Below are 23,792 nucleotides of genomic sequence, written 5' to 3'. Positions count from 1 at the left end.
CAGGCTGGCGAGTAGCGGTTATCGAAAAAACGGCACATCCCCGAGAATCGTCGCGCGGTGCATCACCCGGCGCTGCGGGCGGTAGTCGTCGACCGCGTAATGCTGGGTCACGCGGTTGTCCCAGAAGGCCACGTCGTTGGTCTGCCAGCGCCAGCGGAGGGTGAATTCCGGACGGGTGGCGTGGGCGAACAGCAGTTTCAGGATCACTTCGCTTTCGCTGTCCGACAGCTCATTGATCCTGGTGGTGAAGCCTTCGTTGACGAACAGCGACTTGCGCCCGCTCACCGGATGGGTGCGGATCACCGGGTGCGATCGCGGCGGGTTTTTCCGCTTGGCTTCTTCCCAGCGCGCCAGGTCCTCCGGGGTATTGCCGAAGCGTTCCAGAGGGAAGGACTTGATGAATTCATGAGTCGCGGTCAGGCCTTGCAGCAGCTGCTTCATCGGTTCCGAGAGCGCCTCATAGGCCGCGATGCCGCTGGCCCACAGGGTATCGCCGCCGAAGGCCGGCAACAGCTTGGCGCTGAGCACCGCGCCCAGGGCCGGGGTGGGCAGGAAGGTCACGTCGGTGTGCCAGATGGCGTTGTCGCGCACATCGGTCTGCGCGGTGTCGAGGATCAGCACTTCCGGCTGTTCCGGCACGTTGGGGTAGATCGGGTGGATGTGCAACTCGCCAAAATTCGCCGCGAAGCGTGCCTGTTGCTGCGGGTCGATCGGCTGGTCGCGGAAGAACAGCACCTGATGCTGGAGCAACGCTTGCTCGAGGGTGTCGCGCTGTTCGCTGTCCAGTGGCTGGCTGATGTCGACGCCGCTGATCTGGGCGCCCAGGGCGGCGCTTAAAGGGGTGATGGTCAGGCTCATGTCGTTCTCGAATGGAGCGCCGAATTGCCGGCGTGGTCAGTTCTGTCTGCAAGAAGTCTTGCCCGCTACCTCTGTAGCCGCTGCCGAGCCCCGGCGAGGCTGCGATCGAGCGCAAAGCGTTCGCAAAACCTGGCGCCGCGGTATTCCAGATACAACGCGTCAGGCGGGTTGTGCCTGCTGCGCAGGCGATCGCAGCCTCGCCGGGGCTCGGCAGCGGCTACAGGGTTGCCGGGTCTCAATGGGCTTGGCCATGCCAGGGCACCAGCTTGCGTTGCAGGGCGCGCAGGCCCATTTCCATGGCGAAGGCGATCAGGGCGATGACCAGGATTCCCAGCACCACCACATCGGTGACCAAAAACTGCGCGGCGGATTGCACCATGAAGCCCAGGCCGCTGGTGGCGGCGATCAGCTCGGCGGCGACCAGGGTCGACCAGCCCACCCCGAGGCCGATGCGCACGCCGGTGAGAATGTCCGGCAGGGCGCTGGGCACGATCACATGGCGAATCAGCTGGGCCCGGGTCGCGCCCAGGGACTGCGCGGCGCGCAGCCGGGTCGGGTCGACGGTGCGCACGCCGGTGGCGGTGGCGATGGCGATCGGGGCGAAGATCGCCAGGTAGATCAGCAGCACCTTGGACAGCTCGCCGATGCCGCACCAGATGACGATCAGCGGCAGGTAGGCCAGGGGCGGGATCGGCCGGTAGAACTCGATCAGCGGGTCCAGCACGCCACGGGCGATGCGGCTGTGGCCGATGGCGATGCCCACCGGAATCGCCGTCAGCACGGCAAAGCCCAGGGCCAGGCCGATACGTCCGAGGCTCGCGCCCAGATGCTGCCACAGGGTGGAGTCCATATAGCCGCTGGTCGTCAGCAGCCAGGCCTTTTGCAGTACGGCGGCAGGCGAGGGCAGGAACAGTGGCTCGATCAGGCCGCTGGCCGTCACCGCCCACCACAGGGCGAGCAGCACGACCAGGGTCAGCCCGCTGATCCAGCGGGTACTCAAGCTGCGGCGCAGCGGCACCGTCGGCTGCGCGGTGGTGGTTTTGCCCGTGGTGGCCGGGAGGTCGTAGCTGCTCATGCGCGCTCCTGCCGCAAGGCGGCACTGCGTTGGGAGAACACCCGGGCCAGCACGTGTTCGCGGGTCTCGATAAAGCGCGGGTCGGACTTGATTGCCCGGGCCGATTCGCCCGCCGCATAACGCCGGCCGAAGTCCAGGCTCAGGCGCTCGACAATCTGCCCCGGGTTGGGCGCCAGCAGGACCAGCTCGGTAGCCAGGAACACCGCTTCCTCGATGTCGTGGGTAATCAGGAACACCGGCTTGGCGGTGCGTTGCCAGACTTGCAGCAACAGCTCCTGCATCTGCTCGCGGGTGAAGGCATCGAGGGCGCCGAAAGGTTCGTCCATCAGCAGCACGCGCGGGTCGGCGGCCAGGGCGCGGGCCAGGCCCACGCGCTGGCGTTGCCCGCCGGAGAGCTGCCAGATGCGCCGCTTGTCGAAGCCGGCCAGATCCACCAGCGCCAGCATCTCGCGGGCGCGGGCTTCGCGTGGCTCGCGGGCGACGCCGGCCAGCTCGAGGCCGAAACCGACATTGGCCAGCACGTCCTGCCAGGGCAGCAGGGCATCGTCCTGGAACACCACGCCGCGTTCGGCGCTCGGGCCGGCGACCGCTACGCCGTCCAGGGTGATGCGCCCGGCGCTGGGCTCGATGAAACCGGCAATCAGGTTCAGCAGCGAGGTCTTGCCACTGCCGGATGGGCCGAGGGCAACCAGCAGTTGCTGGGGGCCGAGCGTCAGGGAAATATCCGCCAGCACCGGCTCGGCGGCGCCGGGGTACTGTGCGCTGATGCGCTCCAGTTGAAGCAGGGCCATGACGGGCTCTCCTTTATTTTGCAGGGCTTTGGATGCCGCCCCTTTGCCTTGTCGATGCAGCGCGTCGTACGAGGCGCGCCGGGCCCTGGGCCCGGCGACCCCTGCGGCAGGCATTCAGTGGGTGATGTATTTGGCGCTGACGTATGGCGCGTAATCCGGCAGCACCGCCTCGACCTTGCCCTGCTCCTTGAGGAACACCGCGGTGTCGGTAATGGCCTGGGTGGTCGGCGCGCCAAGGCTGGTGACCTGGTCGGCCGCCAGCGGGTAGACGTTGCCCTGCAACAGCAGCGGAATGTCGCTGGCCTTGGCGCCGGAGAGTTTCACCAGCTTGTCGACGTTGCTCTGCTCGGCCAGCCAGGCCTTTGGATCCTTGCGGTAGTCGGCATAGGCATCCAGGGTCACCTTGGCGAAGGCGGTGACGATCTGCGGATGCTTCTCGGCGAAGTCCTTGCGCACGATCCAGGCATCGAAGGTCGGCGCACCGGAGCGGGCCAGTTCGCCGGAAGTGATCAGCACCTTGCCGTTTTCCTTGGCCACGCCCAGCGCCGGGTCCCAGACGTAGGTGGCGTCGATGTCGCCGCGTTTCCAGGCGGCGATGATCGCCGGTGGCGCGAGGTTGAGAATCTGTACTTTCGCCGGGTCGATTTTCCACTGTTTGAGCGCGGCCAGCAGGCTGTAATGGCCGGTGGAAACGAAGGGCACGGCGACTTTCTTGCCGACCAGGTCCTGGGGGCTGTTGATCCCGGACCCGTCGCGGGCCACCAGGGCCTCGGCGGCGCCGATCTGCGTGGCGATGAGGAAGGTTTCCACCGGCACCTTGCGGGTGATCGCGGCGGTCAGCGGGCTGGAACCCAGGTAGCCGATCTGCACATCGCCGGACGCGATGGCGGCGATGATGTCGGCGCCGTTGTCGAACTTGCGCCAGTCAATGCTGGCCTGGGTGGCTTTTTCGTAGGTGCCGTCGGCCTGGGCGACTTTCGCCGGATCGACGGTGGTCTGGTAGGCGACGGTGACGTCGGCCGCCTGGGCGAACAGGCTCGCGGTGGCCAGGGACACGGCCGCCAGGAGGCGAAGGGGGAAGTGCCGTTTCATCATGAAGCTCCTTGATAGGCGGCCGGTGTGGACGTCAGAGGAGGCTAAATGATCTAAGAATCTAAAAATAAATAACTTTTTAGAATTAGCTTAAAAGAGGAATCTTCTAAAGAGAGCACTTTTTTGAAGGGGAGCGCTTTGCGCTCCATCGCGGGCAAGCCTCGCTCCTACAGGACGGCACTGTGTAGGAGCGAGGCTTGCCCGCGAAAAGCGCCGCAGGCGCTTAGCTCAGTTACTGATCGCCAGGATGCTTGCCTGATACGCACCGACAAACACGTCGAAATCACCAACTTCGTTCTGTTCCAGCTCGGCTTGTTGCAACAGGGAGCTGCGCGCGGCTTCTTCGAAGCGCGCCTGGTCTTCCCTGCTCAGCGGTTCGCTGCGGAAGAACTCGGCGTGGGCCAGGCTCTGGCGCATGGAGAACTGGCTGAAGCTTTCCTTGTGCTCCTGCATGGCGGCCAGGACCTGGGCCGAAGGCGTCAGGGACGGATCCTTGACCTTGGCCAGCTGCGCGTCCAGCGCCTTGCTGTGGGCGTCGCTGCCTTGGCTGCGGTCGAGCAGGGCGGCCAGCGGGGCGATTTTCTCCAGCAGTTCGCCGGCCCATTCCTTGAGTTCCACCAGCTGGCCCTGGCGCAGCAGGTGCAGGCCTGGACGGCGACCTTCCTTGACCACCTTGAGGAAGTTGGACGTGGCGTTGCCGCACTCGTTGTTTTCCAGCAGCGGGCTCTCGTTGAGCGCGCAATACAGCAGGAACGCGTCGAGGAAGCGGGCTTCCTGCACGTCGATGCCCATCGGCAGGAACGGGTTGATGTCCAGGCAGCGCACTTCGACGTACTGGATGCCGCGGGCCATCAGCGCCTGGATCGGCCGCTCGCCGGTGTAAGTCACGCGTTTGGGGCGGATGTTGGAGTAATACTCGTTTTCGATCTGCAGGATGTTGGTGTTGAGCTGGACCCACTCGCCGTCCTGGTGGGTGCCGATCTCCACGTAAGGCGCGTACGGCGTGGCGACGGCCTTGCGCAGGCTGTCGGTGTAGCTGTTCAGGTCGTTGTAGCAAGGGGTCAGGCCGGCCTGGGCGTTGCTCTGGTAGCCCAGGTCGCTCATGCGCAGGCTGGTGGCGTACGGCAGGTACAGGGTGTCGGCGTCCAACTGTTCCAGCTGGTGCGAGCGCCCGCGCAAAAAGCCTGCGTCCAGCGCCGGCGAGGCGCCGAACAGGTACATCAGCAGCCAGCTGTAGCGGCGGAAGTTGCGGATCAGCGCGATATACGCCGAGGACTGATAGTCACGGTCGCTGCCGACGAAACCTTCGGCCTGCTTGAGCAGCGGCCACAGCGGCTCCGGCAGGGAGAAGTTGTAGTGGATCCCGGCGATACACTGCATGGTCTTGCCGTAACGCAGGGCCAGGCCCTTGCGGTACACGTACTTGAGCTGGCCGATGTTGGAGCTGCCGTAATAGGCGATCGGGATGTCTTCCTCGGCCGGCAACGGGCACGGCATCGATGGACTCCACAGGTACTCGTTGCCGAGCTTGCTGTAGGCGAAACGGTGAATCTTGTCGAGGCTGGCCAGGGTGTCTGCCGGATCGGCCAGGGCCGGAGTGATGAACTCCAGAAGCGACTCGGAATAATCGGTGGTGATCTGTTCGTTGGTCAGCGCGGAACCCAGCTCTTCCGGGTGCGGGGTCTGTGCCAGTCGCGCTTCGCCGGTCACGCGCAGGCATTCGCGCTCGATACCGTGCAGGCACTGCTCGAGCAGGGAGAGGTTAGCGCGCTCGCCGAGCAGAGCCAGGCGGCGGTTGAGAAGTTCGCTCAAGTTGGATTCCTTCACGCGTCAGTCGCCCCAATATGGGGGTGGGCAGGACGGTCTACAAGGGTGAAGTTGAAACTGGCGTTTTCGCCTGGTCGTTGAGCCTTACCGGCCCGCTTTGCAACGCCATTGCTTCATCCCTGACCTGGCTCGTGCACGCGCAAAAAACTCCGGCGCCGTGTGTGCAGCGCCGAAATTAACTCAAATCGCGGTTGAGCGGCTATAGAACAGCGAACGTGCCTTGTGCTTTAGCGACCAGTTTGTCGCCTTGCATCACATCGGCCTCGACCACCAGGGTGCGGCGGCCCGGGTGGAGCACCCGGGCGCGGCAGAGCACGTCGCCCTCGGCGACGGCGCGGATGTAGTTGATCTTGCATTCGATGGTCGCGCTCTGCTGGTCGAAGCCGTGGGTGCTGGAACAGGCCAGCCCCATGGCAATGTCGACCAGGCTGAAGATCGCCCCGCCGTGCAGCTTCTGGCCACGGTTGCGCAACTGCGGCGTCAGCGTCAGGGCGACGTCGGCTTCCCCGACCTCCAGGCGCTGCAGGCGGCAGCCAAGCAGTTGGCTGAACGCGCTTTCGGTCAAGCCGGCGGGGATTTCCATCAGCGCTTCTTCAACTGCTTGGCGTTGGCGAACAGCGAAGCCATGGCGTTGTTGGTCGGGGCCGCGGCCACGCTTTCCTTGCGCGGGGCGCTGTTGCCCGACGAGCGCGGCGCCGAGCCAGGGCGTGAGCCGCGAGCACCATCGATTTTCTCGCCCGGGGTGTCGCTCATGCGCATCGACAGGCCGACGCGTTTGCGCGGGATGTCGACTTCCATGACCTTGACCTTGACCACGTCGCCGGCTTTCACCGCTTCACGCGGGTCCTTAATGAACTTCTCCGACAGCGCCGAGATATGCACCAGGCCGTCCTGGTGCACGCCGATGTCGACGAAGGCACCGAAGTTGGTGACGTTGGTCACCACGCCTTCGAGGATCATCCCCAGTTGCAGGTCCTTGAGGTCTTCGACGCCTTCCTGGAACTCGGCGGTCTTGAACTCGGGGCGCGGGTCACGGCCCGGTTTGTCCAGTTCCTGGAGGATGTCGGTGACGGTCGGCAGGCCGAAGGTCTCGTCGGTGAACTTCTTCGGGTCCAGGCGCTTGAGGAAACCGCTGTCGCCGATCAGCGAACGGATGTCGCGGTCGGTCTCGGCGGCGATGCGCTGCACCAGCGGGTAGGCCTCCGGGTGCACTGCGGAAGCGTCCAGCGGGTTGTCGCCGTTCATCACACGCAGGAAGCCGGCGGCCTGTTCGAAGGTCTTTTCACCCAGGCGGGCGACCTTCTTCAGCGCGGCGCGGGTCTTGAACGCACCATTTTCGTCACGGTGGCTGACGATGTTCTGCGCCAGGGTGGTGTTGAGGCCGGAGATCCGCGCCAGCAGGGCCACGGACGCGGTGTTGACGTCGACGCCGACGGCGTTCACGCAGTCCTCGACCACCGCATCCAGGCCACGGGCCAGCTTCAGCTGCGACACGTCGTGCTGGTACTGGCCGACACCGATGGATTTCGGATCGATCTTCACCAGCTCGGCCAGCGGGTCCTGCAGGCGGCGGGCGATGGACACCGCGCCACGGATCGACACGTCGAGGTCGGGGAATTCCTTGGCGGCCAGTTCCGACGCCGAGTACACCGAAGCGCCGGCCTCGGAGACCATCACCTTGGTCATGCGCATGGCCGGGTATTTCTTGATCAGCTCGGCGGCCAGCTTGTCGGTTTCACGGCTGGCGGTGCCGTTGCCGATGGCGATCAGGTCCACCGAGTGCTTGGCGCACAGCGCGGCCAGCACGGCGATGGTCTGGTCCCACTTGTTGTGCGGTACGTGCGGGTAGACGGTGGCGTGGTCCAGCAGCTTGCCGGTGGCGTCCACCACCGCGACCTTGCAGCCGGTGCGCAGGCCCGGGTCGAGGCCCAGGGTCGCGCGCGGGCCGGCCGGGGCGGCCAGCAGCAGGTCGTGCAGGTTATGGGCGAAGACGTTGATCGCCTCGGTTTCCGCGTTGTCGCGCAGCTCGCCCAGCAGGTCGGTTTCCAGGTGGGTATACAGCTTGACCTTCCAGGTCCAGCGCACCACTTCGCCGAGCCATTTGTCCGCCGGGCGGTTCTGGTTCTGGATGCCGACCTGCTGGCCGATCATGCCTTCGCACGGGTGCATGGTGCCCGGCAGTTCGTCGCCGACTTTCAGCGCGGAGCTGAGGATGCCTTCGTTGCGGCCACGGAAAATCGCCAGGGCGCGGTGCGATGGCATGCTCTTCAGTGGTTCGTCGTGTTCGAAGTAATCGCGGAACTTGGCGCCTTCCTCTTCCTTGCCGGCGATCACGCGGGCACTGAGGGTGGCTTCCTGCTTGAGGTAGTTGCGCAGCTTGTCGAGCAGGCTGGCGTCTTCGGCGAAGCGCTCCATGAGGATGTACTTGGCGCCTTCCAGCGCGGCCTTCACGTCGGTCACGCCTTTTTCCGCGTCGACGAAGCGCGCGGCTTCGCTTTCCGGGGTCAGGCTCGGGTCGTTGAACAGGCCGTCCGCCAGTTCGCCGAGGCCGGCTTCCAGGGCGATCTGGCCCTTGGTGCGGCGCTTCTGCTTGTACGGCAGGTAGAGGTCTTCGAGGCGGGTCTTGGTGTCGGCGAGCTTGATGTCGCGGGCAAGTTCCGGGGTCAGCTTGCCTTGCTCCTCGATGCTGGCGAGGATGCTGATGCGCCGTTCGTCGAGTTCGCGCAGGTAGCGCAGGCGCTCTTCCAGATGACGCAGCTGGGTGTCATCGAGGCTGCCGGTCACTTCCTTACGGTAGCGGGCGATGAAGGGCACGGTGGAGCCTTCATCCAATAGAGCGACGGCCGCTTCGACCTGTTGTGGGCGTACACCGAGTTCCTCGGCAATGCGGCTGTTGATGCTGTCCATAAAACCACCTGACAAATTGTGAAAGCAGGCTCGCCGGCACGGAAAGATTGGGCTCGGCGAGTCTGGTTGAGCGGCCTGGCGTGCGCCGCTGCCTGGATCAAAGGGCTGCCTGTTGACCCGTGAAATCGAACAATTACTGCCTGGCCGCGGAAAATAAAAAATGGCCAAGGGCGATAACGATCAGAGGTTGCCTGACACAAAAGGCGGCGCATTATAACCAGCGTTCCCAACTTCGGGGGTATCGGCCCGCCGGCGGCCGACAGCGGGTTTTCTGGCGATAGAGGAAAAATCTGCTAACAATGCACACGGTGCGTATAACGGCAGCTACGCCATAATGCGCACCGAGATAAAAGGAGCATCTGATGAGCAGCACTGCACAAACTGCCGAAGGCGAAAAAATTCTTATTGTTGACGACGACCCGGGTCTGAGCAGCCTGCTCGAGCGCTTTTTCGTCAGCAAGGGCTACCGCGCCCGCGCGGTTCCCAACACCGAGCAGATGGACCGTCTGCTGGGTCGCGAAGTCTTCAACCTGGTCGTCCTCGACCTGATGCTGCCTGGTGAAGACGGCCTGACCGCATGCCGCCGCCTGCGCAGTGCGAACAACCAGATTCCGATCATCATGCTCACCGCCAAGGGCGACGAACTGAGCCGCATCAAGGGCCTGGAACTGGGTGCCGACGATTACCTGGCCAAGCCGTTCAACCCCGACGAACTGATGGCGCGGGTCAAGGCCGTGCTGCGTCGCCAGTCGGCTCCGGTGCCAGGCGCGCCGGGCAGCGAAGACGAAAACGTCACCTTCGGCGACTACGAACTGTCCCTGGCCACCCGCGAGCTCAAGCGCGGTGCCGAAGTGCACATGCTGACCACCGGCGAATTCGCGGTGCTCAAGGCCCTGGTGATGAATGCCCGCCAGCCGCTGACCCGCGACAAGCTGATGAACCTGGCCCGTGGCCGCGAGTGGGATGCGCTGGAGCGTTCCATCGATGTGCAGATCTCCCGCCTGCGCCGGATGATCGAACCCGACCCGTCCAAGCCGCGTTATATCCAGACGGTCTGGGGCGTGGGTTATGTGTTCGTGCCGGATGGCACCCCCACCAAGTGACCGATGATTTGTAGGAGCGAGCGCCCGGGCAGGCAAATGGCCCGGGCGCTCGCATTCCGCAACTCTGCGAGCGCGACTCGCTCCTGCAAAGCGTGCAATGGCTGTTTATGAAAACCCCGCTGTGGTTCCCGCAAAGCTTCTTCTCCCGCACCCTCTGGTTGGTGCTGATCGTGGTGCTGTTTTCCAAGGCGCTGACCCTGGTTTATCTGCTGATGAACGAGGACGTGCTGGTGGACCGCCAGTACAGCCACGGCGTGGCCCTGACCCTGCGCGCCTACTGGGCCGCAGATGAATCCAACCGCGACCAGATCGCCGAGGCCGCCGGGCTGATCAAGGTGGTCGGCAGCGGTGTGCCGGCGGGCGAGCAGCATTGGCCCTATAGCGAGATCTATCAGCGGCAGATGCAGGCCGAGCTGGGCGCCGACACGGAAGTGCGCCTGCGCATGCACGCGCCGCCAGCGCTCTGGGTGCGCGCGCCGAGCCTGGGCGACGGCTGGATGAAAGTGCCGCTGTATCCGCACCCGCTGCGCGGACAGAAGATCTGGAGCGTGCTCGGCTGGTTCCTGGCGATCGGGCTGCTCTCCACGGCTTCGGCGTGGATCTTCGTCAGCCAGCTCAACCAGCCCCTCAAGCGCCTGGTCTATGCCGCCCGGCAACTGGGCCAGGGGCGCAGCGTGCGCCTGCCGATCAGCGATACGCCGAGCGAGATGACCGAGGTATACCGCGCCTTCAACCAGATGGCCGAGGACGTGGAGCAGGCCGGGCGCGAACGCGAGCTGATGCTGGCGGGGGTGTCCCACGACCTGCGCACGCCACTGACCCGCCTGCGCCTGTCGCTGGAATTGATGGGCAGCCACAACGACCTGACCGACGACATGGTCCGCGACATCGAAGACATGGACGCGATTCTCGATCAGTTCCTGGCCTTTATCCGCGACGGCCGCGACGAGTCGGTGGAGGAAGTCGACCTCAGCGAGCTGGTGCGCGAGGTGGCGGCGCCCTACAACCAGAACATTGAAAAGGTGCGCTTGCGCCTGGAGCCGATCCCGCCGTTCCCGCTGCGCCGGGTATCGATGAAGCGCCTGTTGAACAACCTGATCGGCAACGCGTTGAACCACGCCGGCACCGAGGTCGAAGTGGCGGCCTATGTGTCGGGCGACACCAGCGCGCCGTATGTGGTGCTGAGTGTGATGGACCGTGGCGCGGGTATCGATCCTTCGGAGCTGGAGGCGATCTTCAACCCCTTCACCCGCGGCGACCGTGCCCGGGGCGGCAAGGGCACCGGCCTGGGCCTGGCGATCGTCAAGCGGATCGCCTCGATGCACGGCGGCAATGTCGAATTGCGCAACCGCGTCGATGGCGGCCTGGAAGCGCGGGTGCGCTTGCCGTTGGGCTTGTTGCTGCCCCGAGACGCGGTTTGACCTGAAGCCGCCGGCGAAGGCTGCGATAAGGCCGGGCCACGCTGGTCGCAGGACCTTCGCTCGATTTGCCAACGCTGCGTCTGCTACGCAGCCGATCGCAGCCTGCGGCAGCGGCTACAACTCAGCCCTTGCCCTTGGTCCGGGTCATGTTCGGGCCACCGTTTTTCTCGATGTGCTCGATGATGATCCCGGCCACGTTCTTGCCGGTAGTGGTCTCGATGCCTTCCAGGCCCGGCGAGGAATTCACTTCCATCACCAGCGGCCCGTGGTTGGAACGCAGGATATCCACACCCGCCACGCTCAGGCCCATGACCTTGGCCGCGCGCAGGGCCGTCATGCGTTCTTCCGGGGTGATCTTGATCAGGCTGGCGCTGCCGCCACGGTGCAGGTTGGAGCGGAATTCACCGGGCTTGGCCTGGCGTTTCATCGCGGCAATCACCTTGTCGCCGACCACGAAGCAGCGAATGTCGGCGCCGCCGGCTTCCTTGATGTACTCCTGGACCATGATGTTCTGCTTCAGGCCCATGAAGGCTTCGATCACCGACTCGGCCGCCGTGGCGGTTTCGCACAGCACCACGCCGATGCCCTGGGTGCCTTCCAGCACCTTGATCACCAGCGGCGCGCCGTTGACCATCTCGATCAGGTCGGGAATGTCGTCCGGCGAGTGGGCAAAGCCGGTCACCGGCAGGCCGATGCCACGCCGCGACAGCAGTTGCAGCGAGCGCAGCTTGTCCCGCGAGCGGGCGATGGCCACCGACTCGTTGAGCGGGAACACGCCCATCATTTCGAACTGGCGCAGCACCGCGCAGCCGTAGAAGGTCACCGAGGCGCCGATGCGTGGAATCACCGCGTCGAAACCTTCCAGTGGCTTGCCGCGATAGTGGATCTGCGGCTTGTGGCTGGCGATGTTCATGTAGGCGCGCAGGGTATCGACCACCACCATTTCATGGCCACGCTCGGTGCCGGCTTCGACCAGGCGACGAGTGGAATACAGACGCGGGTTACGCGACAGCACAGCGATCTTCATGCAACACCTGTGGCAGAGGTAGTGGACACCGGGAACACCGGTTTGTCTTGAACGTATTTAATCCCCGGATTGACCACCAGCTGGCCGTCGATCAGGGCTTTGGAACCGAGCAGCAGGCGATAGCGCATGGCCTTGCGGCAGGCGAGGGTGAACTCCACCCGCCACACCCGATCGCCGAGTGCCAGGGTGGTGCTGATCACGTAGCGCACCTGCGCCTGGCCGTTGGAACTCTTGATGGTCTTCATCGTCACCAGCGGCGCTTCGCAACGCCGATGACGCAACTGCACCACGCTGCCCAGGTGCGCGTTGAAACGCACCCATTGCTCACCGTCGCGCTCGAACGGCTCGATCTCGGTGGCATGCAGGCTGGAGGTGCTGGCGCCGGTATCGATCTTGGCGCGCAGGCCGGCGACTCCCAAATCCGGAAGCGCCACCCACTCGCGCAGACCGACGACGGTCAAATGGTCAAATGTTTTCAAATGTGCTCAACCGCTGAGGAACCCGCTCGCACCGTCAAGCGGCCGAATTCGCGGTATTCACGCAGAATAATGGGTAAAAGGCGACAGATATCTAAGCCCGGGTCCGCAGCTCCCGGGCGGGCTGCTGCGGAGCCTCGCATTCTAAACCGAGCCATCGCAATTCATGGCACGAGAGAAACGGTAGTACAGTTCGAAAATATTTCAGAATGAGGAAATGCCATGGCACAAAAAGCCGAAGACGACGACAAGGTCCGTCTGGATAAGTGGCTATGGGCGGCGCGCTTCTACAAGACCCGGGCCCTGGCCAAGGCTGCCATTGAAAGCGGCAAGGTGCATCACCGTGGCGAACGCTGCAAACCGGGCAAGGAGCCGAGGATCGGCGACGAGTACGAAATACGCACCGGTTTCGACGAGCGCACCGTGGTGGTCCAGGCCCTGTCGAGCGTGCGTCGGGGGGCGCCGCAAGCGCAGGCCCTGTATACGGAAACCGAAGCCAGCATTGCCAAGCGGGAGAACGCCGCGGCCCTGCGCAAGGCCGGTGCCCTGGGTGTGAGCACCGACGGCAAGCCGACCAAGAAACAGCGACGCGACCTGTTCAAATTCCACAGCCACGAATAAGCCAGGCCGCTTTCCCCCGTAGCAGCGAGGCTTGCCCGCGATCGGCCGAGGTTCCACCTTGCTTGGAACAAACCCGGATTGTTCATAAAATGCCCTCAAATGGCAGAAATTCGCGCACCGTAATGGTGCAAAAAAGCGCAATTTCATGCCCTGTACTCATTTTGTCATCACATCAGATACCCCAAACTTATGACTTATTTGCCGGATACCGACTTCACCCAACGCTTCATCTTCGATGACAGCGACGCCCGCGGCGAACTGGTGGCGTTGGAGCGCAGCTATGCCGAGGTCCTCGCCAAACACGCTTACCCGGAGCCAGTCGCGCAACTGCTCGGCGAGCTGATGGCCGCCGCCGCGCTGCTGGTCGGCACGCTGAAGTTCGACGGTTTGCTGGTCCTCCAGGCACGTTCCGAAGGCCCGGTGCCGTTGCTGATGATCGAGTGCTCCAGCGACCGCGAGATCCGTGGCCTGGCCCGCTATGACGCAGAGCGGATCGCCCCGGACGCGACCCTGGCCGACCTGATGCCCAATGGCGTGCTGGCCCTGACCGTCGACCCGACCCACGGCCAGCGCTACCAGGGCATTGTCGACCTGGACGGCGCGACGCTGGCGGAATGCTTCACCAACTACTTCGTCATGTCCCAACAGGTCGGCACCCGTTTCTGGCTGCACGCCGACGGGCGCCGCGCCCGTGGCTTGCTGCTGCAGCAACTGCCGGCCGATCGCCTCAAGGATGAAGAAGAGCGCGCCGCCAGCTGGCAGCACATCACCGCGCTGGGCGGCACCCTGACCGCCGACGAACTGCTGAGCCTGGACAACGAGACCGTGCTCCATCGCCTCTATCATGAAGAAGCGGTGCGTCTGTTCGATGTGCAGCCGTTGCGCTTCCGTTGCAGCTGCTCGCGCGAGCGCTCGGGCAATGCGCTGGTCAGCCTGGGCCTGGAAGATGCGCAGAAGCTGGTGGTCGAACACGGCGGCAGCATCGAGATCGATTGCCAGTTCTGCAACGAGCGTTACCTGTTCGATGCGGCCGATATCAGCCAATTGTTCGCCGGAGCAGGTGTCGACTCACCGTCAGATACTCGTCACTAAAACGGTTCAGCGCAGGTAAATTACCTGGCAAGCGCCGGATTAACGCCGTTCTGACGGGAGGGCCCTACTCTTTTTGGGCTTTTCTGGCATAATCCGGCGCACTTTTTTCGCGGTAGTAGTGCACGACTTTCTACTACAAAACGTTTGGAGCACTCGGCCAATGGCCGACGGGGAACCTCATGACGCAAGCCAATAACGCCGTGTACACCGATCTGAGTGTTGATGATCTGGTTAAAGAAGCCCTGAACCGCGGTGAGGGCGAGCTTGCCAATACCGGCGCGCTGGTTGTTCGTACCGGTCACCGTACCGGCCGTTCGCCAGTCGATCGTTTCATCGTTGAAGAGCCGACCACCCAGGACGCTATCGCCTGGGGCCCGATCAACCGCAAGTTCCCGGCCGACAAGTTCGATGCCCTGTGGGCTCGCGTCGAGGCGTTCAACAACGCGCAAGAGCATTTCGTTTCCCACGTGCATGTAGGCGCTTCCGAAGAGCACTACCTGGCCGTGAAAATGACCACCCAGACTGCCTGGCAGAACCTGTTCGGTCGTTGCCTCTTCATCAACCCGGCCCAGTACAACCCGGCTGGCCGTGAAGAGTGGCAAGTGCTCAACGTTGCCAACTTCGAATGCGTTCCAGAGCGCGATGGCACCAACTCCGATGGTTGCGTGATCCTCAACTTCGCTCAGAAGAAAGTGCTGATCGCCGGCATGCGCTACGCCGGTGAAATGAAGAAAGCCATGTTCTCGGTGCAGAACTTCCTGCTGCCGGCCGCCGACGTGCTGCCGATGCACTGCGCCGCCAACATCGGCGAAGAGGGCGACGTGACCCTGTTCTTTGGCCTGTCCGGTACCGGCAAGACCACCCTGTCCGCCGACGAAAGCCGTTACCTGATCGGTGACGACGAGCACGGTTGGGGCGAGGGCGTGGTGTTCAACATCGAAGGCGGTTGCTATGCCAAGTGCATCGACCTGTCCGAGAAGAACGAGCCGGTCATCTGGAAAGCCATCAAGCATGGCGCCGTACTGGAAAACGTGGTGCTGGACGACGCCAAGAAGGCTGACTACGCCGACGGCAGCCTGACCCAGAACAGCCGCGCCGCCTACCCGCTGGAGCACGTCGAGAAGCGTTCCGAGAAAAATCTCGGTGGCGAGCCGAATGCCGTGATCTTCCTGACCTGCGACCTGACCGGCGTACTGCCGCCAGTGTCGATCCTCAGCGAAGAACAAGCCGCCTACCACTTCCTGTCCGGCTACACCGCGCTGGTGGGCTCGACCGAAATGGGTTCGGGCGCTGGCATCAAGTCGACCTTCTCCACCTGCTTCGGCGCACCGTTCTTCCCGCGTCCGGCAGGCGTTTACGCAGAGCTGCTGATCAAGCGCATCCGCGGCTTCGGCTCCAAGGTCTACCTGGTCAACACCGGCTGGACCGGCGGTGGCTACGGCGTCGGCAAGCGCTTCAACATCCCGACCACCCGTGGCGTGATCGCGGCCATCCAGAGCGGCGCCCTGATCGGTGCCGAGACCGAGCACCTGGACACCATCAACCTGGACGTGCCACTGGCCGTTCCAGGCGTCGATACCGGCCTGCTCAACCCACGCAACACCTGGGCTGACAAAGCCGCCTACGACGAAGCCGCCAAGGCCCTGGCCGGCCTGTTCATCGAGAACTTCAAGAAGTTCGACGTGAGCGACGCCATCAAGGCTGCCGGTCCGAAGCTGTAAGCGTCGGGCAAGTGGTTTGAGAAGCCGCCCTTAGGGGCGGCTTTTTTGTGGGCGGCATTCAGTCCTGTTCAAACACTAGGTGGCTTGTCCGAGCGGTTCAATAAGCCAGATTCGACACGACTTGTAGGGTAAGTCCTTGTGCCCTTGCAGGGCTTAAATCCCTTCCAACTCCCGTGTATCCCAACGCTGGGCCTTGATCGCCCGATACAGCATGCCGATGGTCAGCGGGAGCTTGTCGCCGCGCCCCTTGGCCCGGCGCTTGAGGAAGACGTCGTAGCCTTCGGGCTGGAAATAGCGGTAGGCGTCGTAGTCGACAAAGTCGATGACAAACAGTTCTTCCAGCGCCTGCATCAGTTGATCGGCGTCTGCGCCGTCGCAGCCCAGGTCGAGGTTGATGGCGGTCTTGAGGCTGATGCCTTTGCGTTCGGGCAGGCCGATTTCTTCGTGCAGCAACTGCATGAGCTGGCGCATGGTCGGGTCGTCGGGGAAGCCGGGGGCGAGGTGCATGGTGGGGTGTCCGCAAGGTCTGTCGGTGGCGCCAGATCGGCCTGCAGTTTAGGGCCAATTGTTTGGGTTTGAGCGAAAAAGAAAAGTCGCTCGACCAGCTCGGATTTGCCTGACAGCCAGGCCCCCCTCGCACTGGTTACCGTGAGATCCCGGTTGAAGACCGGGGTTTTCCAGGCGACCGAGCAAAGGACTATGGCCCGCAACAAGGACGTGCCCCAGGTATGGCAGCTCCACGACGCTGACGGCGGCGGTTATCGCCGCCTGCGCAACATGACCGCAAGCGAGCTGGCCGAGCGTGACGAGGCACAGTTTCGTTATGAGCAGATGCTCGCTCGCCAGCAGGCTTATGAAGACCGGCTACCGACCACCCGGATGGAGCCGCAACCTGCCCCTGTCGGTTGTGTATTCACCAAGTCTTGCAAGCTGCCGGACGCCGTCATCGACTACGTCACCCCGACAGGCTTTATTCCGACCGATGCAGTGGCGAATTACGGCGCACTGACGCTGCTGGGCGGTCGCGAAGTGGAGGCGGATGGGCGCGTGCCCCTCAAGCGCATCAGCGGCACGTTGCCGGCCAATCTCGGCGCCTTGGCTCTGGGTGGTGTCTCCGTGAGTGCTGGTACCGCCGGCAACGGTCTGGGCCTTATCTCCTCGGGCGTGGCGGCTGGTGCGTTGCTGGGACTGGTGGCTTTGCTCGCTCCCTCGAGCCTGGGCGATGGCGCGCTGTACAGCGAAGAGCAGCTACGCAACCTCAAACAGGCTCGCACCCGTCTGCGCCTGCGGGTTGAACAGCAGGCCGACGGCCGCCTCAAGGGCTACGGCTTCAACACTCAGGGACGCCGCGAGTGGGAAATGATTCCTGTCGCTGAATTTGAGGCCCGTGGCGAGCAGCAAGTGGCCGATCTGGGCGATGGCATCACCCTTATCTGGACCCCGGCAGTGGACCCCTCGAGCACCACAGGGATACCACCGCTGGAAGCGGCGCCACAGACACCACCGATCTGGATTTTCCCGCCGACCGAAGCGGCGGAACGGATCATCGTGAGTCCGATTTATCCGCCGGAGTATCGGGATTTCATTCTGGTGTTTCCGCCTGGTTCTGGAGTTCAGCCGCTCTACATCGTGATCAACGCCCGGTACGAGCCAGGCATTGTCACTGGTCAAGGTAAGGATGTTTCTGGCTCCTGGCTTGCGGGTGCTGGTGAGGGGGCGGGAGTACCGATTCCATCTCGGATTGCAGATCAATTACGAGGACGGAAATTCAATAGATTCGACGACTTCAGAGAGGCATTTTGGACTGCTGTGGGGCGTGATACCGAGCTGCTTGGTCAGTTCAATGGAAGCAACCAAGGCAAGCTGTTAAAAGGCAGGGCGCCATTTGCTCCCAGGTCTGAACACTACGGAGAAAACTCTCGATATGAGCTACATCACATTGACTACATAAAACATGGTGGTGAGGTCTACGATATTGAGAATCTTGGGGTGATGACACCGAAACGACACATAGAAATCCACAAGCAGGATAGAAAATGATGCTGAAAAATAGCCTTTCGGATTACTCGGAACAGGAGTTTATTGAATTGCTCCAGCGCATTATTGGGAATGATGAGAGTGAGGATGTAGAAAACAAATTGGTCTATCACTTCAATATGATATGCGGGCATCCAGCGGGCTCTGATCTGATTTTTTACCCAGAGGAGGGGGCCGATGATTCAGCCGAGGGTATTACAAAGACGTTGAAAGAATGGCGCGCAGCGAATGGATTGTCTGGCTTCAAAAACAGCTGACATTCTCGATCATGCTCTTCCCGAGCGAGTGACAGGGAGGACACGCAATGGGACTGAAAGTCAGATTGGACTGGTACGACAAGAAAACTGATTTAGGCGAAGGGCAGGAATATTCAGAAGACTTCGGTGATGATGCGTCGCTTCTCAGCGCTCTTGGGTTACCGGTAGAAAACAATGTGAATAACGGTGGGTTTGATGTGGAGGGCGCTTGGGTTTCAGTACTCCAGCACTATTTTTCCCATGCCATTGATTTATCGGCGTATGACTACCAAGTGTCTTTTGATTATCGGGATCAGTGGTAATCATCAAGGCTAGGGCGGCGCTTATGTAGCCCTTGTTCTACGTTCGTAGTCATGGAGAAAGGAGCGAGAGTGCCTGATGATCTTTTCCATAATGGGCTTTCACCCTGGCGAGGATAAATTGGCTTTTGAGCTAAGCGTGAGCTTATCGAGCGCCGATCTGAGCCCCGTGATGAATTGGACCAATGACAGTGAATGTATTGGTGTCGAATTTCGGCTCACGGCGAGCCAGGTCCTTGAAGTTGAGCGGTTGTGTTTTGTTGATTTACCTAGAGGTTTTGACCTTTATCTAGCCTCGTCAGGTTGAACCGATATTGGTGGGGCAGTATCGGATGATTGCACCAAGAATGGGTGCATTGATTCGCTTAAATACATCCTCAACTGCAGCGTTTCTGCATAGATGGAACTGATGTCAAGTCAGTGCAACTGAACAGCACAGACATAAGGTTTTTCCTCTGGAGCGCTTCATCTTCCATTTACCACCCTTAGGTAGTTTCAGGGATTCCCGCAGACGCGAGCTTTTGTGATGGATTCGCAAGCAAACCCCGAAAAATCTGTGTATCGTGCGCGCGAAATCTGCCGGGTACCTCTGGGTGCCGACTTCATACACTTAAAGGGAATTAGGTATGCGATTGTTTCGCGTGACTTCGATTTTTTCGTTGTGGGCACTGGCATTCTCGGTGACCGCGCAGCAGTTGCCGGTCGAGGTGCTGAGTGCGGTGGTCAAGGACCAGAAGATCGCCGACGCCGAGGTGCTGGTGCAGCGCAACGGCGCCCAGAGCGCGGTCGGTCGCACCAATGCGCAAGGCCAGGTGACCCTGACCACCGACTTCGCCGATGACCCCAGCAACCTGCTGATCATCAAGAAACCCGGCTATTCCAACCTGGTGGTCAAGTGCCCGTGCAGCGGCATGACCTATGCCATCAGCCCGGTGATGCAGAACCTCGACGGTCTGCGCGTGGTGCTGACCTGGGGCGCGAACCCCAGCGATCTCGACTCGCACATGATCTTCCCGGGCAACAACATCTACTACCGCAACCAGCAAGGCGATGACGCCCACCTGGACGTCGACGATGTCGACGGCTACGGCCCGGAAACCATCACCCTGGAAAAGAAACACTACGGCGAAAGCTATGTGTACGCGGTGCATGACTTCAGCAACCAGAGCCTCCCGACGTCCCGCCAGCTCTCTGCCAGCCAGGCCAAGGTGTTCGTGTACATGGGCCAGTCGCTGGTGCGCACTTACTATGTGCCGACGAACCGCAGCGGTAACCTGTGGACCGTGTTCCGCATGACCGGCAATGGCGACTTCCAGGACATCAACACCCTCAGCGGCGTGACCGTCGACGCGCAGGACGTGCTGAACGAAGTGTCGCCGCTGCTCGACGACAAAGTGGAAGTGGCCGCTGTCGCCGTCAGCAGCAGCGCGCAAGCTGATGCGAAAACCCTCAACCGCAAGGGTGAAGAGGCTTACCACGCCGGCAACCTGCAACAAGCCATCGACTTCTACCGCCAGGCCATCGAGCTCAACAACGGCTATGGCCAGGCTTACAGCAACCTCGGCCTGGCCTATCAGAAAGCCGGCAACACCGCCGAGTCGATCTGGGCCAACCGCAAGGCCATCGCCCTGGCCAGCGGCAGCTCGGCGGCCACCGTGCGCGCCAGTTCCTACTACAACATCGCGCGGATCTACGAAGCGGCCGGCCAGTTCGCCGATGCCCTGCGTCACTATCAGTTGGCCAAGCAGCAGAAGGCCAACCCGGTGTACGACAAAGCCATCGAGCGTGTGCAAAACCGCTGATTCACGGGTGTTGATCTGACCCCCATAACGCGCCGTCCCACGGCGCGTTATGCATTCATGGAGGTTGTTATGCGGGTTCTGGTTGTTGCATTGATGTTGTCCCTGTGGACTGCCGTGGCCCAGGCTGCCGGCCCGATGGTGTTCGCCACTATCGACCGCAGTAGCTGGCCAGGTTCGCTGGCTACCGCGGCAGGTTTCGATACCGCCTCGCGCGCGGAAATCCTCATGTTCGGCAAGGCCCTGCTGGCCAGCGAGGCGCTGGACGATGCCAGCCTCAAGCAGCGCCTGGGCGTCAAGACGCTGGACCATCATTCGGTCGAGCAAGTGCGCGAGCGCTTCTGGATTCGCCTGCTCAGCAGCTACCACAGCGCCAGCCAGGACTGTGAAGGTGCCGTTTTCTGCCCTCCGGTGCGTAACCTGGATGACTTGCGGCAACTGGCCCAGGGCTTTACCGGAACGATCAGCCCGGCCTATGACGCCTGGGCCCAGGCAAGCCGACAGTTCCATGAGCAGTATCTGAACGAACAGCTGCGTCTGGCCGCGCTGTTCCCGAAGATCAGCAGTGAGATCGAACGTTTCGACAACGCTGAGCTGACGGGCGACGAGCTGGCGGACCGGCAGTTCCTGCTGACCTTCGACGACGGTCCGACGGCCGTGGGCGGCCACACCGACACGCTGGCCGAGCTACTGCGGGCCAACGACCTGCATGGCCTGTTCTTCGTGCTGGGCGAGCCGTTCCAGGCGCGGCTGCGCAAGTCGTCGCCGGCGCAAATGCGCGAGTTGTACAGCGGCCAATGTGTGGCCCTGCACGGCTGGGTGCACAAGTCCCACAGCGCCTGGAGCGAATGGCAGCAGTCCATCACTCGCTCCGCGACCCTGGTGCGCGGCACGTTGCCGGATGACTACCAGCCGCTGTTCCGTCCGCCTTATGGGCAGCGCCAAAGCGACAGCGCGGCCTTCTTCAAGGCCCAGGGCATCAAGGTCATGCTCTGGGGCATCGACTCCCAGGACTGGAGCAAGGCCATCAGTGCCAGCGCGGCGAGCCAGCGGGTGCAGACGCTGATGCTGTTGTGGCGCCGGGGGATCATTTTGTTCCACGACATTCACAACAAGGCGCCTGCCGCAGTGCCGGCGTTGATCGCCGCAAACAGGGGCAACGGGGTTAAGTGGGTGGATTGCCGCACCCTGCGTTGAGGTCCTGAACCGCCATCGCGAGCCGGGTCGTCCTCTACAGAGGCGAGCCGGCTCGCGATACACCCTGCAAAACACCGCGTATCCCTCTGCATACGCGGCTCTTCATCCCCCTGTATCATCCCGTATCCTTTCTTCCCCGACCTTTCCCCGCCCCCTGTGCCAGGCTTCAAGGCACGTCAGCGGTCAAAGGAGTGACAGCTCATGCACGACACCCTCGAACAGGTCTTCGGTTATCCACAGTTTCGTCCCGGCCAGGAGGCGGCGGTCAGCGCGGTGCTGGCCGGGCGCTCGGCGGCGGCGATTTTTCCCACGGGTTCCGGTAAGTCGCTGTGCTATCAGCTGCCGGCCTTGCTGCTACCGCACCTGACTTTGGTGGTCTCGCCGTTGCTGGCGCTGATGCAGGACCAACTGGCATTCCTGCAGCGCCATGGCATCGCCGCGGCGAGCATCGATTCCGCACAGAGCCGCGACGACGCCAACCAGGTCATGGCGCGAGCCCGTTCCGGCGAACTGAAGATCCTGATGATCTCGGTGGAGCGCCTGAAGAACGAGCGTTTTCGCAACTTCCTGCAGCAGGTGCGGATTTCCCTGTTGGTGGTGGACGAGGCGCACTGCATCTCCGAATGGGGCCACAACTTTCGCCCCGACTACCTCAAGCTGCCGGACTACCAGCGCCAGTTCAATATTCCCCAGGCGCTGCTGCTGACCGCTACCGCCACGCCCAAGGTAATTGCCGATATGCAGGCGAAATTCGCTATCGCCGAGCAGGACGTGGTGACCACCGGTTTCTACCGGCCCAACCTCAACCTGCTGGTGGAGCCGGTGCGCGGCCAGGACAAGCGCCGGCGCCTGGTGCAGTGGCTGAGTGAGCGTCCCGGGCAGCCAAGCATCGTCTACGTCACCTTGCAAAAAACCGCCGAGCACATCGCCGAGCATCTGGGTCGCAACGGCATCCAGGCCGAGGCCTACCACGCCGGGCTGCCCCATGAACAACGCGAGGCCATCCAGCGCCACTTCATGGCTGGCCAGTCCAACTGCATCGTCGCCACCATTGCCTTCGGCATGGGTATCGACAAGAGCGACATCCGCAACGTGGTGCATTTCGACCTGCCCAAATCCATCGAGAACTACAGCCAGGAAATCGGCCGCGCCGGGCGCGATGGCCAGCCTTCCGACTGCCTGGTGCTGGCCAATCGCGACAGCCTCAACGTGCTGGAAAACTTCGTCTACGGCGATACACCGGAGCTGGACGGCATTCGCTGTGTCCTGGACGAACTGCAGGGCGCGGCGCCTGACGGGCAATGGGAGTTCTTGCTGGGCCCGCTGGCGGACCAGAGCAACATTCGCCAACTGCCGCTCAAGACCTTGCTGGTGCAGCTGGAACTGCGTGGCCTAATCGCGCCGCGTTACGCCTACTTCGCCGAATACCGCTTCAAATTCCTCGAGGAGCCACAGGTGCTGCTGGAGCGTTTCGAAGGGGAGCGCCGGCAGTTCGTGGCGGCGATCATCGAAACCTCCAGCCGTGCCCGGACCTGGGCCACGGTGAATTTCGACGCGCTTTATCAGCAGCATCAGGCTGAGCGTGGCCGGGTGGTGAAGGCTTTGGACTACTTCCAGGAAAAGGGCTGGGTCGAGCTGGAAAGCAAGCAGATGACCGAGGTCTACAACCTGCTGGAGACGGGCTTCGATGCCGCGACCCTGAGCCAGCAACTGCATGCCTACTTCAAACAGCACGAAAGCAGCGAGATCGCGCGGATCCACGCGATGCTCGAGCTGTTCGCCACCGAGCAGTGCCTGGGGCACCGTCTGGCGCAGTACTTCGGCGACGACCAGGCACCGCGGCAATGCGGGCATTGTTCGGTGTGTCACGGTCAGGTGGCCCGCCTGCCGGAGCCGCCAGCCTTGCCGGCCCTTGTGGATAAAAATTTCGAGGCGCTGTGCGGTGAATTTATCCACAGGCATCGGCAACACAGCGGTATGCCGCCGGCGGCGGAACGCTTGACGCGTTTCCTCTGCGGAATCAGCGTGCCGCTGTTCACCAAGCTCAAGGCGCGATCGATCCCGGGTTTCGCGGTGCTCGAGGATTACCCCTACGCCGAGGTGCGCGATTGGGCCGAGCATCACCTCCAGCAGTGATGCGGCCACGATGGCTGGCCCGATCCATCCGCTGAATGCCGCTCATCACAGGAATA

General features: G+C 62.6%; 22 protein-coding genes. 12 read left to right on the top strand and 10 right to left on the bottom strand.

Annotated elements, in window-relative coordinates:
* Positions 1 to 18 precede the first annotated feature (18 nt).
* The 7 genes from tauD to BLV20_RS28685 form a co-directional block, all read right to left on the bottom strand.
* Entirely contained in the window at positions 19 to 858 is an 840-nt protein-coding gene (tauD, locus tag BLV20_RS28715; RefSeq protein ID WP_092305745.1) for a taurine dioxygenase, read from the bottom strand.
* 235 nt (positions 859 to 1,093) lie between these two features.
* Positions 1,094 to 1,933: a taurine ABC transporter permease TauC gene (tauC, locus tag BLV20_RS28710; RefSeq protein WP_092305744.1), complete on the bottom strand. Its 840-nt coding sequence runs from the start codon at positions 1,931 to 1,933 to the stop codon at positions 1,094 to 1,096.
* Positions 1,930 to 2,724 carry a taurine ABC transporter ATP-binding subunit gene (gene tauB, locus BLV20_RS28705; RefSeq protein WP_092305743.1) on the bottom strand — a complete coding sequence of 265 codons (795 nt, stop codon included), beginning with the start codon at positions 2,722 to 2,724 and terminating at the stop codon, positions 1,930 to 1,932. The genes tauC and tauB overlap by 4 nt, the downstream gene beginning before the upstream one ends.
* A 114-nt stretch (positions 2,725 to 2,838) precedes the next feature.
* Positions 2,839 to 3,816 (bottom strand): taurine ABC transporter substrate-binding protein, encoded by a 978-nt coding sequence (tauA, locus tag BLV20_RS28700; RefSeq protein ID WP_092305742.1) that lies wholly within the window; start codon positions 3,814 to 3,816, stop codon positions 2,839 to 2,841.
* A 228-nt stretch (positions 3,817 to 4,044) separates the two neighbouring features.
* Complete coding sequence (gene gshA / locus BLV20_RS28695; protein ID WP_092305741.1) at positions 4,045 to 5,628, bottom strand: glutamate--cysteine ligase; 1,584 nt, start codon at positions 5,626 to 5,628, stop codon at positions 4,045 to 4,047.
* A gap of 214 nt (positions 5,629 to 5,842) precedes the next feature.
* Complete coding sequence (locus BLV20_RS28690; protein WP_092305740.1) at positions 5,843 to 6,226, bottom strand: PaaI family thioesterase; 384 nt, start codon at positions 6,224 to 6,226, stop codon at positions 5,843 to 5,845.
* The gene (locus BLV20_RS28685) at positions 6,226 to 8,550 is read right to left on the bottom strand and encodes a Tex family protein (RefSeq protein WP_092305739.1); all 2,325 of its coding nucleotides are present in this window, start codon (positions 8,548 to 8,550) and stop codon (positions 6,226 to 6,228) included. The genes BLV20_RS28690 and BLV20_RS28685 overlap by 1 nt, the downstream gene beginning before the upstream one ends.
* Positions 8,551 to 8,912: 362 nt before the next feature.
* Here BLV20_RS28685 and ompR point away from each other — a divergent pair, with 362 nt between their 5' ends.
* Both ompR and BLV20_RS28675 read left to right on the top strand, forming a co-directional pair.
* A complete protein-coding gene (ompR, locus tag BLV20_RS28680; RefSeq protein WP_092305738.1) occupies positions 8,913 to 9,653 on the top strand; it encodes an osmolarity response regulator transcription factor OmpR in 741 nt (246 codons plus the stop codon).
* A 107-nt stretch (positions 9,654 to 9,760) separates the two neighbouring features.
* Entirely contained in the window at positions 9,761 to 11,074 is a 1,314-nt protein-coding gene (locus BLV20_RS28675; RefSeq protein ID WP_092305737.1) for an ATP-binding protein, read from the top strand.
* A gap of 121 nt (positions 11,075 to 11,195) precedes the next feature.
* Here BLV20_RS28675 and rimK read toward each other — a convergent pair whose 3' ends face one another.
* Both rimK and BLV20_RS28665 read right to left on the bottom strand, forming a co-directional pair.
* Positions 11,196 to 12,101 (bottom strand): 30S ribosomal protein S6--L-glutamate ligase, encoded by a 906-nt coding sequence (gene rimK, locus BLV20_RS28670; protein ID WP_007931744.1) that lies wholly within the window; start codon positions 12,099 to 12,101, stop codon positions 11,196 to 11,198.
* A complete protein-coding gene (locus BLV20_RS28665; RefSeq protein ID WP_092305736.1) occupies positions 12,098 to 12,580 on the bottom strand; it encodes a retropepsin-like aspartic endopeptidase RimB in 483 nt (160 codons plus the stop codon). The genes rimK and BLV20_RS28665 overlap by 4 nt, the downstream gene beginning before the upstream one ends.
* 219 nt (positions 12,581 to 12,799) lie before the next feature.
* Here BLV20_RS28665 and BLV20_RS28660 point away from each other — a divergent pair, with 219 nt between their 5' ends.
* From BLV20_RS28660 to BLV20_RS28650, 3 genes are all read left to right on the top strand, one after another.
* Positions 12,800 to 13,198, top strand: coding sequence for an RNA-binding S4 domain-containing protein (locus BLV20_RS28660; protein ID WP_092305735.1), 399 nt, complete (start codon positions 12,800 to 12,802; stop codon positions 13,196 to 13,198).
* Between the two features lie 189 nt (positions 13,199 to 13,387).
* On the top strand, positions 13,388 to 14,290 hold the full coding sequence (gene hslO, locus BLV20_RS28655; RefSeq protein WP_092305734.1) for an Hsp33 family molecular chaperone HslO: 903 nt from the start codon (positions 13,388 to 13,390) through the stop codon (positions 14,288 to 14,290).
* Positions 14,291 to 14,469: 179 nt separating this feature from the next.
* Positions 14,470 to 16,011: a phosphoenolpyruvate carboxykinase gene (locus BLV20_RS28650; protein WP_092305733.1), complete on the top strand. Its 1,542-nt coding sequence runs from the start codon at positions 14,470 to 14,472 to the stop codon at positions 16,009 to 16,011.
* 153 nt (positions 16,012 to 16,164) lie between these two features.
* Here the strand turns inward: BLV20_RS28650 and BLV20_RS28645 are convergent, their stop codons facing one another.
* The gene (locus BLV20_RS28645) at positions 16,165 to 16,518 is read right to left on the bottom strand and encodes a DUF1493 family protein (RefSeq protein WP_092305732.1); all 354 of its coding nucleotides are present in this window, start codon (positions 16,516 to 16,518) and stop codon (positions 16,165 to 16,167) included.
* A gap of 192 nt (positions 16,519 to 16,710) precedes the next feature.
* On the opposite strand from BLV20_RS28645, the gene BLV20_RS28640 reads away from it, so the two are divergent.
* The 7 genes from BLV20_RS28640 (at position 16,711) to BLV20_RS28610 (ending at position 23,736) form a co-directional block, all read left to right on the top strand.
* A complete protein-coding gene (locus tag BLV20_RS28640) occupies positions 16,711 to 18,051 on the top strand; it encodes an S-type pyocin domain-containing protein (RefSeq protein WP_092305778.1) in 1,341 nt (446 codons plus the stop codon).
* Entirely contained in the window at positions 18,048 to 18,305 is a 258-nt protein-coding gene (locus BLV20_RS28635) for a bacteriocin immunity protein (RefSeq protein ID WP_092305731.1), read from the top strand. The genes BLV20_RS28640 and BLV20_RS28635 overlap by 4 nt, the downstream gene beginning before the upstream one ends.
* 47 nt (positions 18,306 to 18,352) lie before the next feature.
* The gene (locus BLV20_RS28630) at positions 18,353 to 18,607 is read left to right on the top strand and encodes a colicin E3-like toxin immunity protein (RefSeq protein ID WP_092305730.1); all 255 of its coding nucleotides are present in this window, start codon (positions 18,353 to 18,355) and stop codon (positions 18,605 to 18,607) included.
* Positions 18,608 to 18,683: 76 nt separating this feature from the next.
* Entirely contained in the window at positions 18,684 to 18,911 is a 228-nt protein-coding gene (locus tag BLV20_RS28625) for a hypothetical protein (RefSeq protein WP_092305729.1), read from the top strand.
* 319 nt (positions 18,912 to 19,230) lie between these two features.
* The gene (locus BLV20_RS28620; RefSeq protein ID WP_092305728.1) at positions 19,231 to 20,406 is read left to right on the top strand and encodes a tetratricopeptide repeat protein; all 1,176 of its coding nucleotides are present in this window, start codon (positions 19,231 to 19,233) and stop codon (positions 20,404 to 20,406) included.
* A gap of 69 nt (positions 20,407 to 20,475) precedes the next feature.
* Positions 20,476 to 21,600: a polysaccharide deacetylase family protein gene (locus tag BLV20_RS28615; protein WP_092305727.1), complete on the top strand. Its 1,125-nt coding sequence runs from the start codon at positions 20,476 to 20,478 to the stop codon at positions 21,598 to 21,600.
* Positions 21,601 to 21,801: 201 nt separating this feature from the next.
* Positions 21,802 to 23,736: a RecQ family ATP-dependent DNA helicase gene (locus BLV20_RS28610; protein WP_092305726.1), complete on the top strand. Its 1,935-nt coding sequence runs from the start codon at positions 21,802 to 21,804 to the stop codon at positions 23,734 to 23,736.
* The last annotated feature ends 56 nt before the right edge of the window (positions 23,737 to 23,792 follow it).

It is taken from the genome of Pseudomonas sp. NFIX28 (genome assembly GCF_900107395.1).
Taxonomy (GTDB): Bacteria; Pseudomonadota; Gammaproteobacteria; order Pseudomonadales; family Pseudomonadaceae; genus Aquipseudomonas.
The sequence above is the reverse complement of the archived record's forward strand: the minus strand, read 5'-3'. Positions and strand labels throughout refer to the sequence as shown.

Excerpts from the sequence above, each read along its gene's own strand:
- BLV20_RS28650 (WP_092305733.1), top strand. The coding sequence starts at position 14,470 with ATGACGCAAGCCAATAACGCCGTGTACACCGATCTGAGTGTTGATGAT.
- tauA (WP_092305742.1), bottom strand. The coding sequence starts at position 3,816 with ATGAAACGGCACTTCCCCCTTCGCCTCCTGGCGGCCGTGTCCCTGGCC.
- BLV20_RS28685 (WP_092305739.1), bottom strand. The coding sequence starts at position 8,550 with ATGGACAGCATCAACAGCCGCATTGCCGAGGAACTCGGTGTACGCCCA.
- ompR (WP_092305738.1), top strand. The coding sequence starts at position 8,913 with ATGAGCAGCACTGCACAAACTGCCGAAGGCGAAAAAATTCTTATTGTT.
- tauB (WP_092305743.1), bottom strand. The coding sequence starts at position 2,724 with ATGGCCCTGCTTCAACTGGAGCGCATCAGCGCACAGTACCCCGGCGCC.
- BLV20_RS28635 (WP_092305731.1), top strand. The coding sequence starts at position 18,048 with ATGATGCTGAAAAATAGCCTTTCGGATTACTCGGAACAGGAGTTTATT.
- BLV20_RS28660 (WP_092305735.1), top strand. The coding sequence starts at position 12,800 with ATGGCACAAAAAGCCGAAGACGACGACAAGGTCCGTCTGGATAAGTGG.
- tauD (WP_092305745.1), bottom strand. The coding sequence starts at position 858 with ATGAGCCTGACCATCACCCCTTTAAGCGCCGCCCTGGGCGCCCAGATC.
- BLV20_RS28645 (WP_092305732.1), bottom strand. The coding sequence starts at position 16,518 with ATGCACCTCGCCCCCGGCTTCCCCGACGACCCGACCATGCGCCAGCTC.
- BLV20_RS28675 (WP_092305737.1), top strand. The coding sequence starts at position 9,761 with ATGAAAACCCCGCTGTGGTTCCCGCAAAGCTTCTTCTCCCGCACCCTC.
- BLV20_RS28640 (WP_092305778.1), top strand. The coding sequence starts at position 16,711 with ATGGCCCGCAACAAGGACGTGCCCCAGGTATGGCAGCTCCACGACGCT.
- BLV20_RS28615 (WP_092305727.1), top strand. The coding sequence starts at position 20,476 with ATGCGGGTTCTGGTTGTTGCATTGATGTTGTCCCTGTGGACTGCCGTG.
- BLV20_RS28690 (WP_092305740.1), bottom strand. The coding sequence starts at position 6,226 with ATGGAAATCCCCGCCGGCTTGACCGAAAGCGCGTTCAGCCAACTGCTT.
- hslO (WP_092305734.1), top strand. The coding sequence starts at position 13,388 with ATGACTTATTTGCCGGATACCGACTTCACCCAACGCTTCATCTTCGAT.
- BLV20_RS28625 (WP_092305729.1), top strand. The coding sequence starts at position 18,684 with ATGATCTTTTCCATAATGGGCTTTCACCCTGGCGAGGATAAATTGGCT.
- tauC (WP_092305744.1), bottom strand. The coding sequence starts at position 1,933 with ATGAGCAGCTACGACCTCCCGGCCACCACGGGCAAAACCACCACCGCG.
- BLV20_RS28620 (WP_092305728.1), top strand. The coding sequence starts at position 19,231 with ATGCGATTGTTTCGCGTGACTTCGATTTTTTCGTTGTGGGCACTGGCA.
- BLV20_RS28610 (WP_092305726.1), top strand. The coding sequence starts at position 21,802 with ATGCACGACACCCTCGAACAGGTCTTCGGTTATCCACAGTTTCGTCCC.
- rimK (WP_007931744.1), bottom strand. The coding sequence starts at position 12,101 with ATGAAGATCGCTGTGCTGTCGCGTAACCCGCGTCTGTATTCCACTCGT.
- BLV20_RS28630 (WP_092305730.1), top strand. The coding sequence starts at position 18,353 with ATGGGACTGAAAGTCAGATTGGACTGGTACGACAAGAAAACTGATTTA.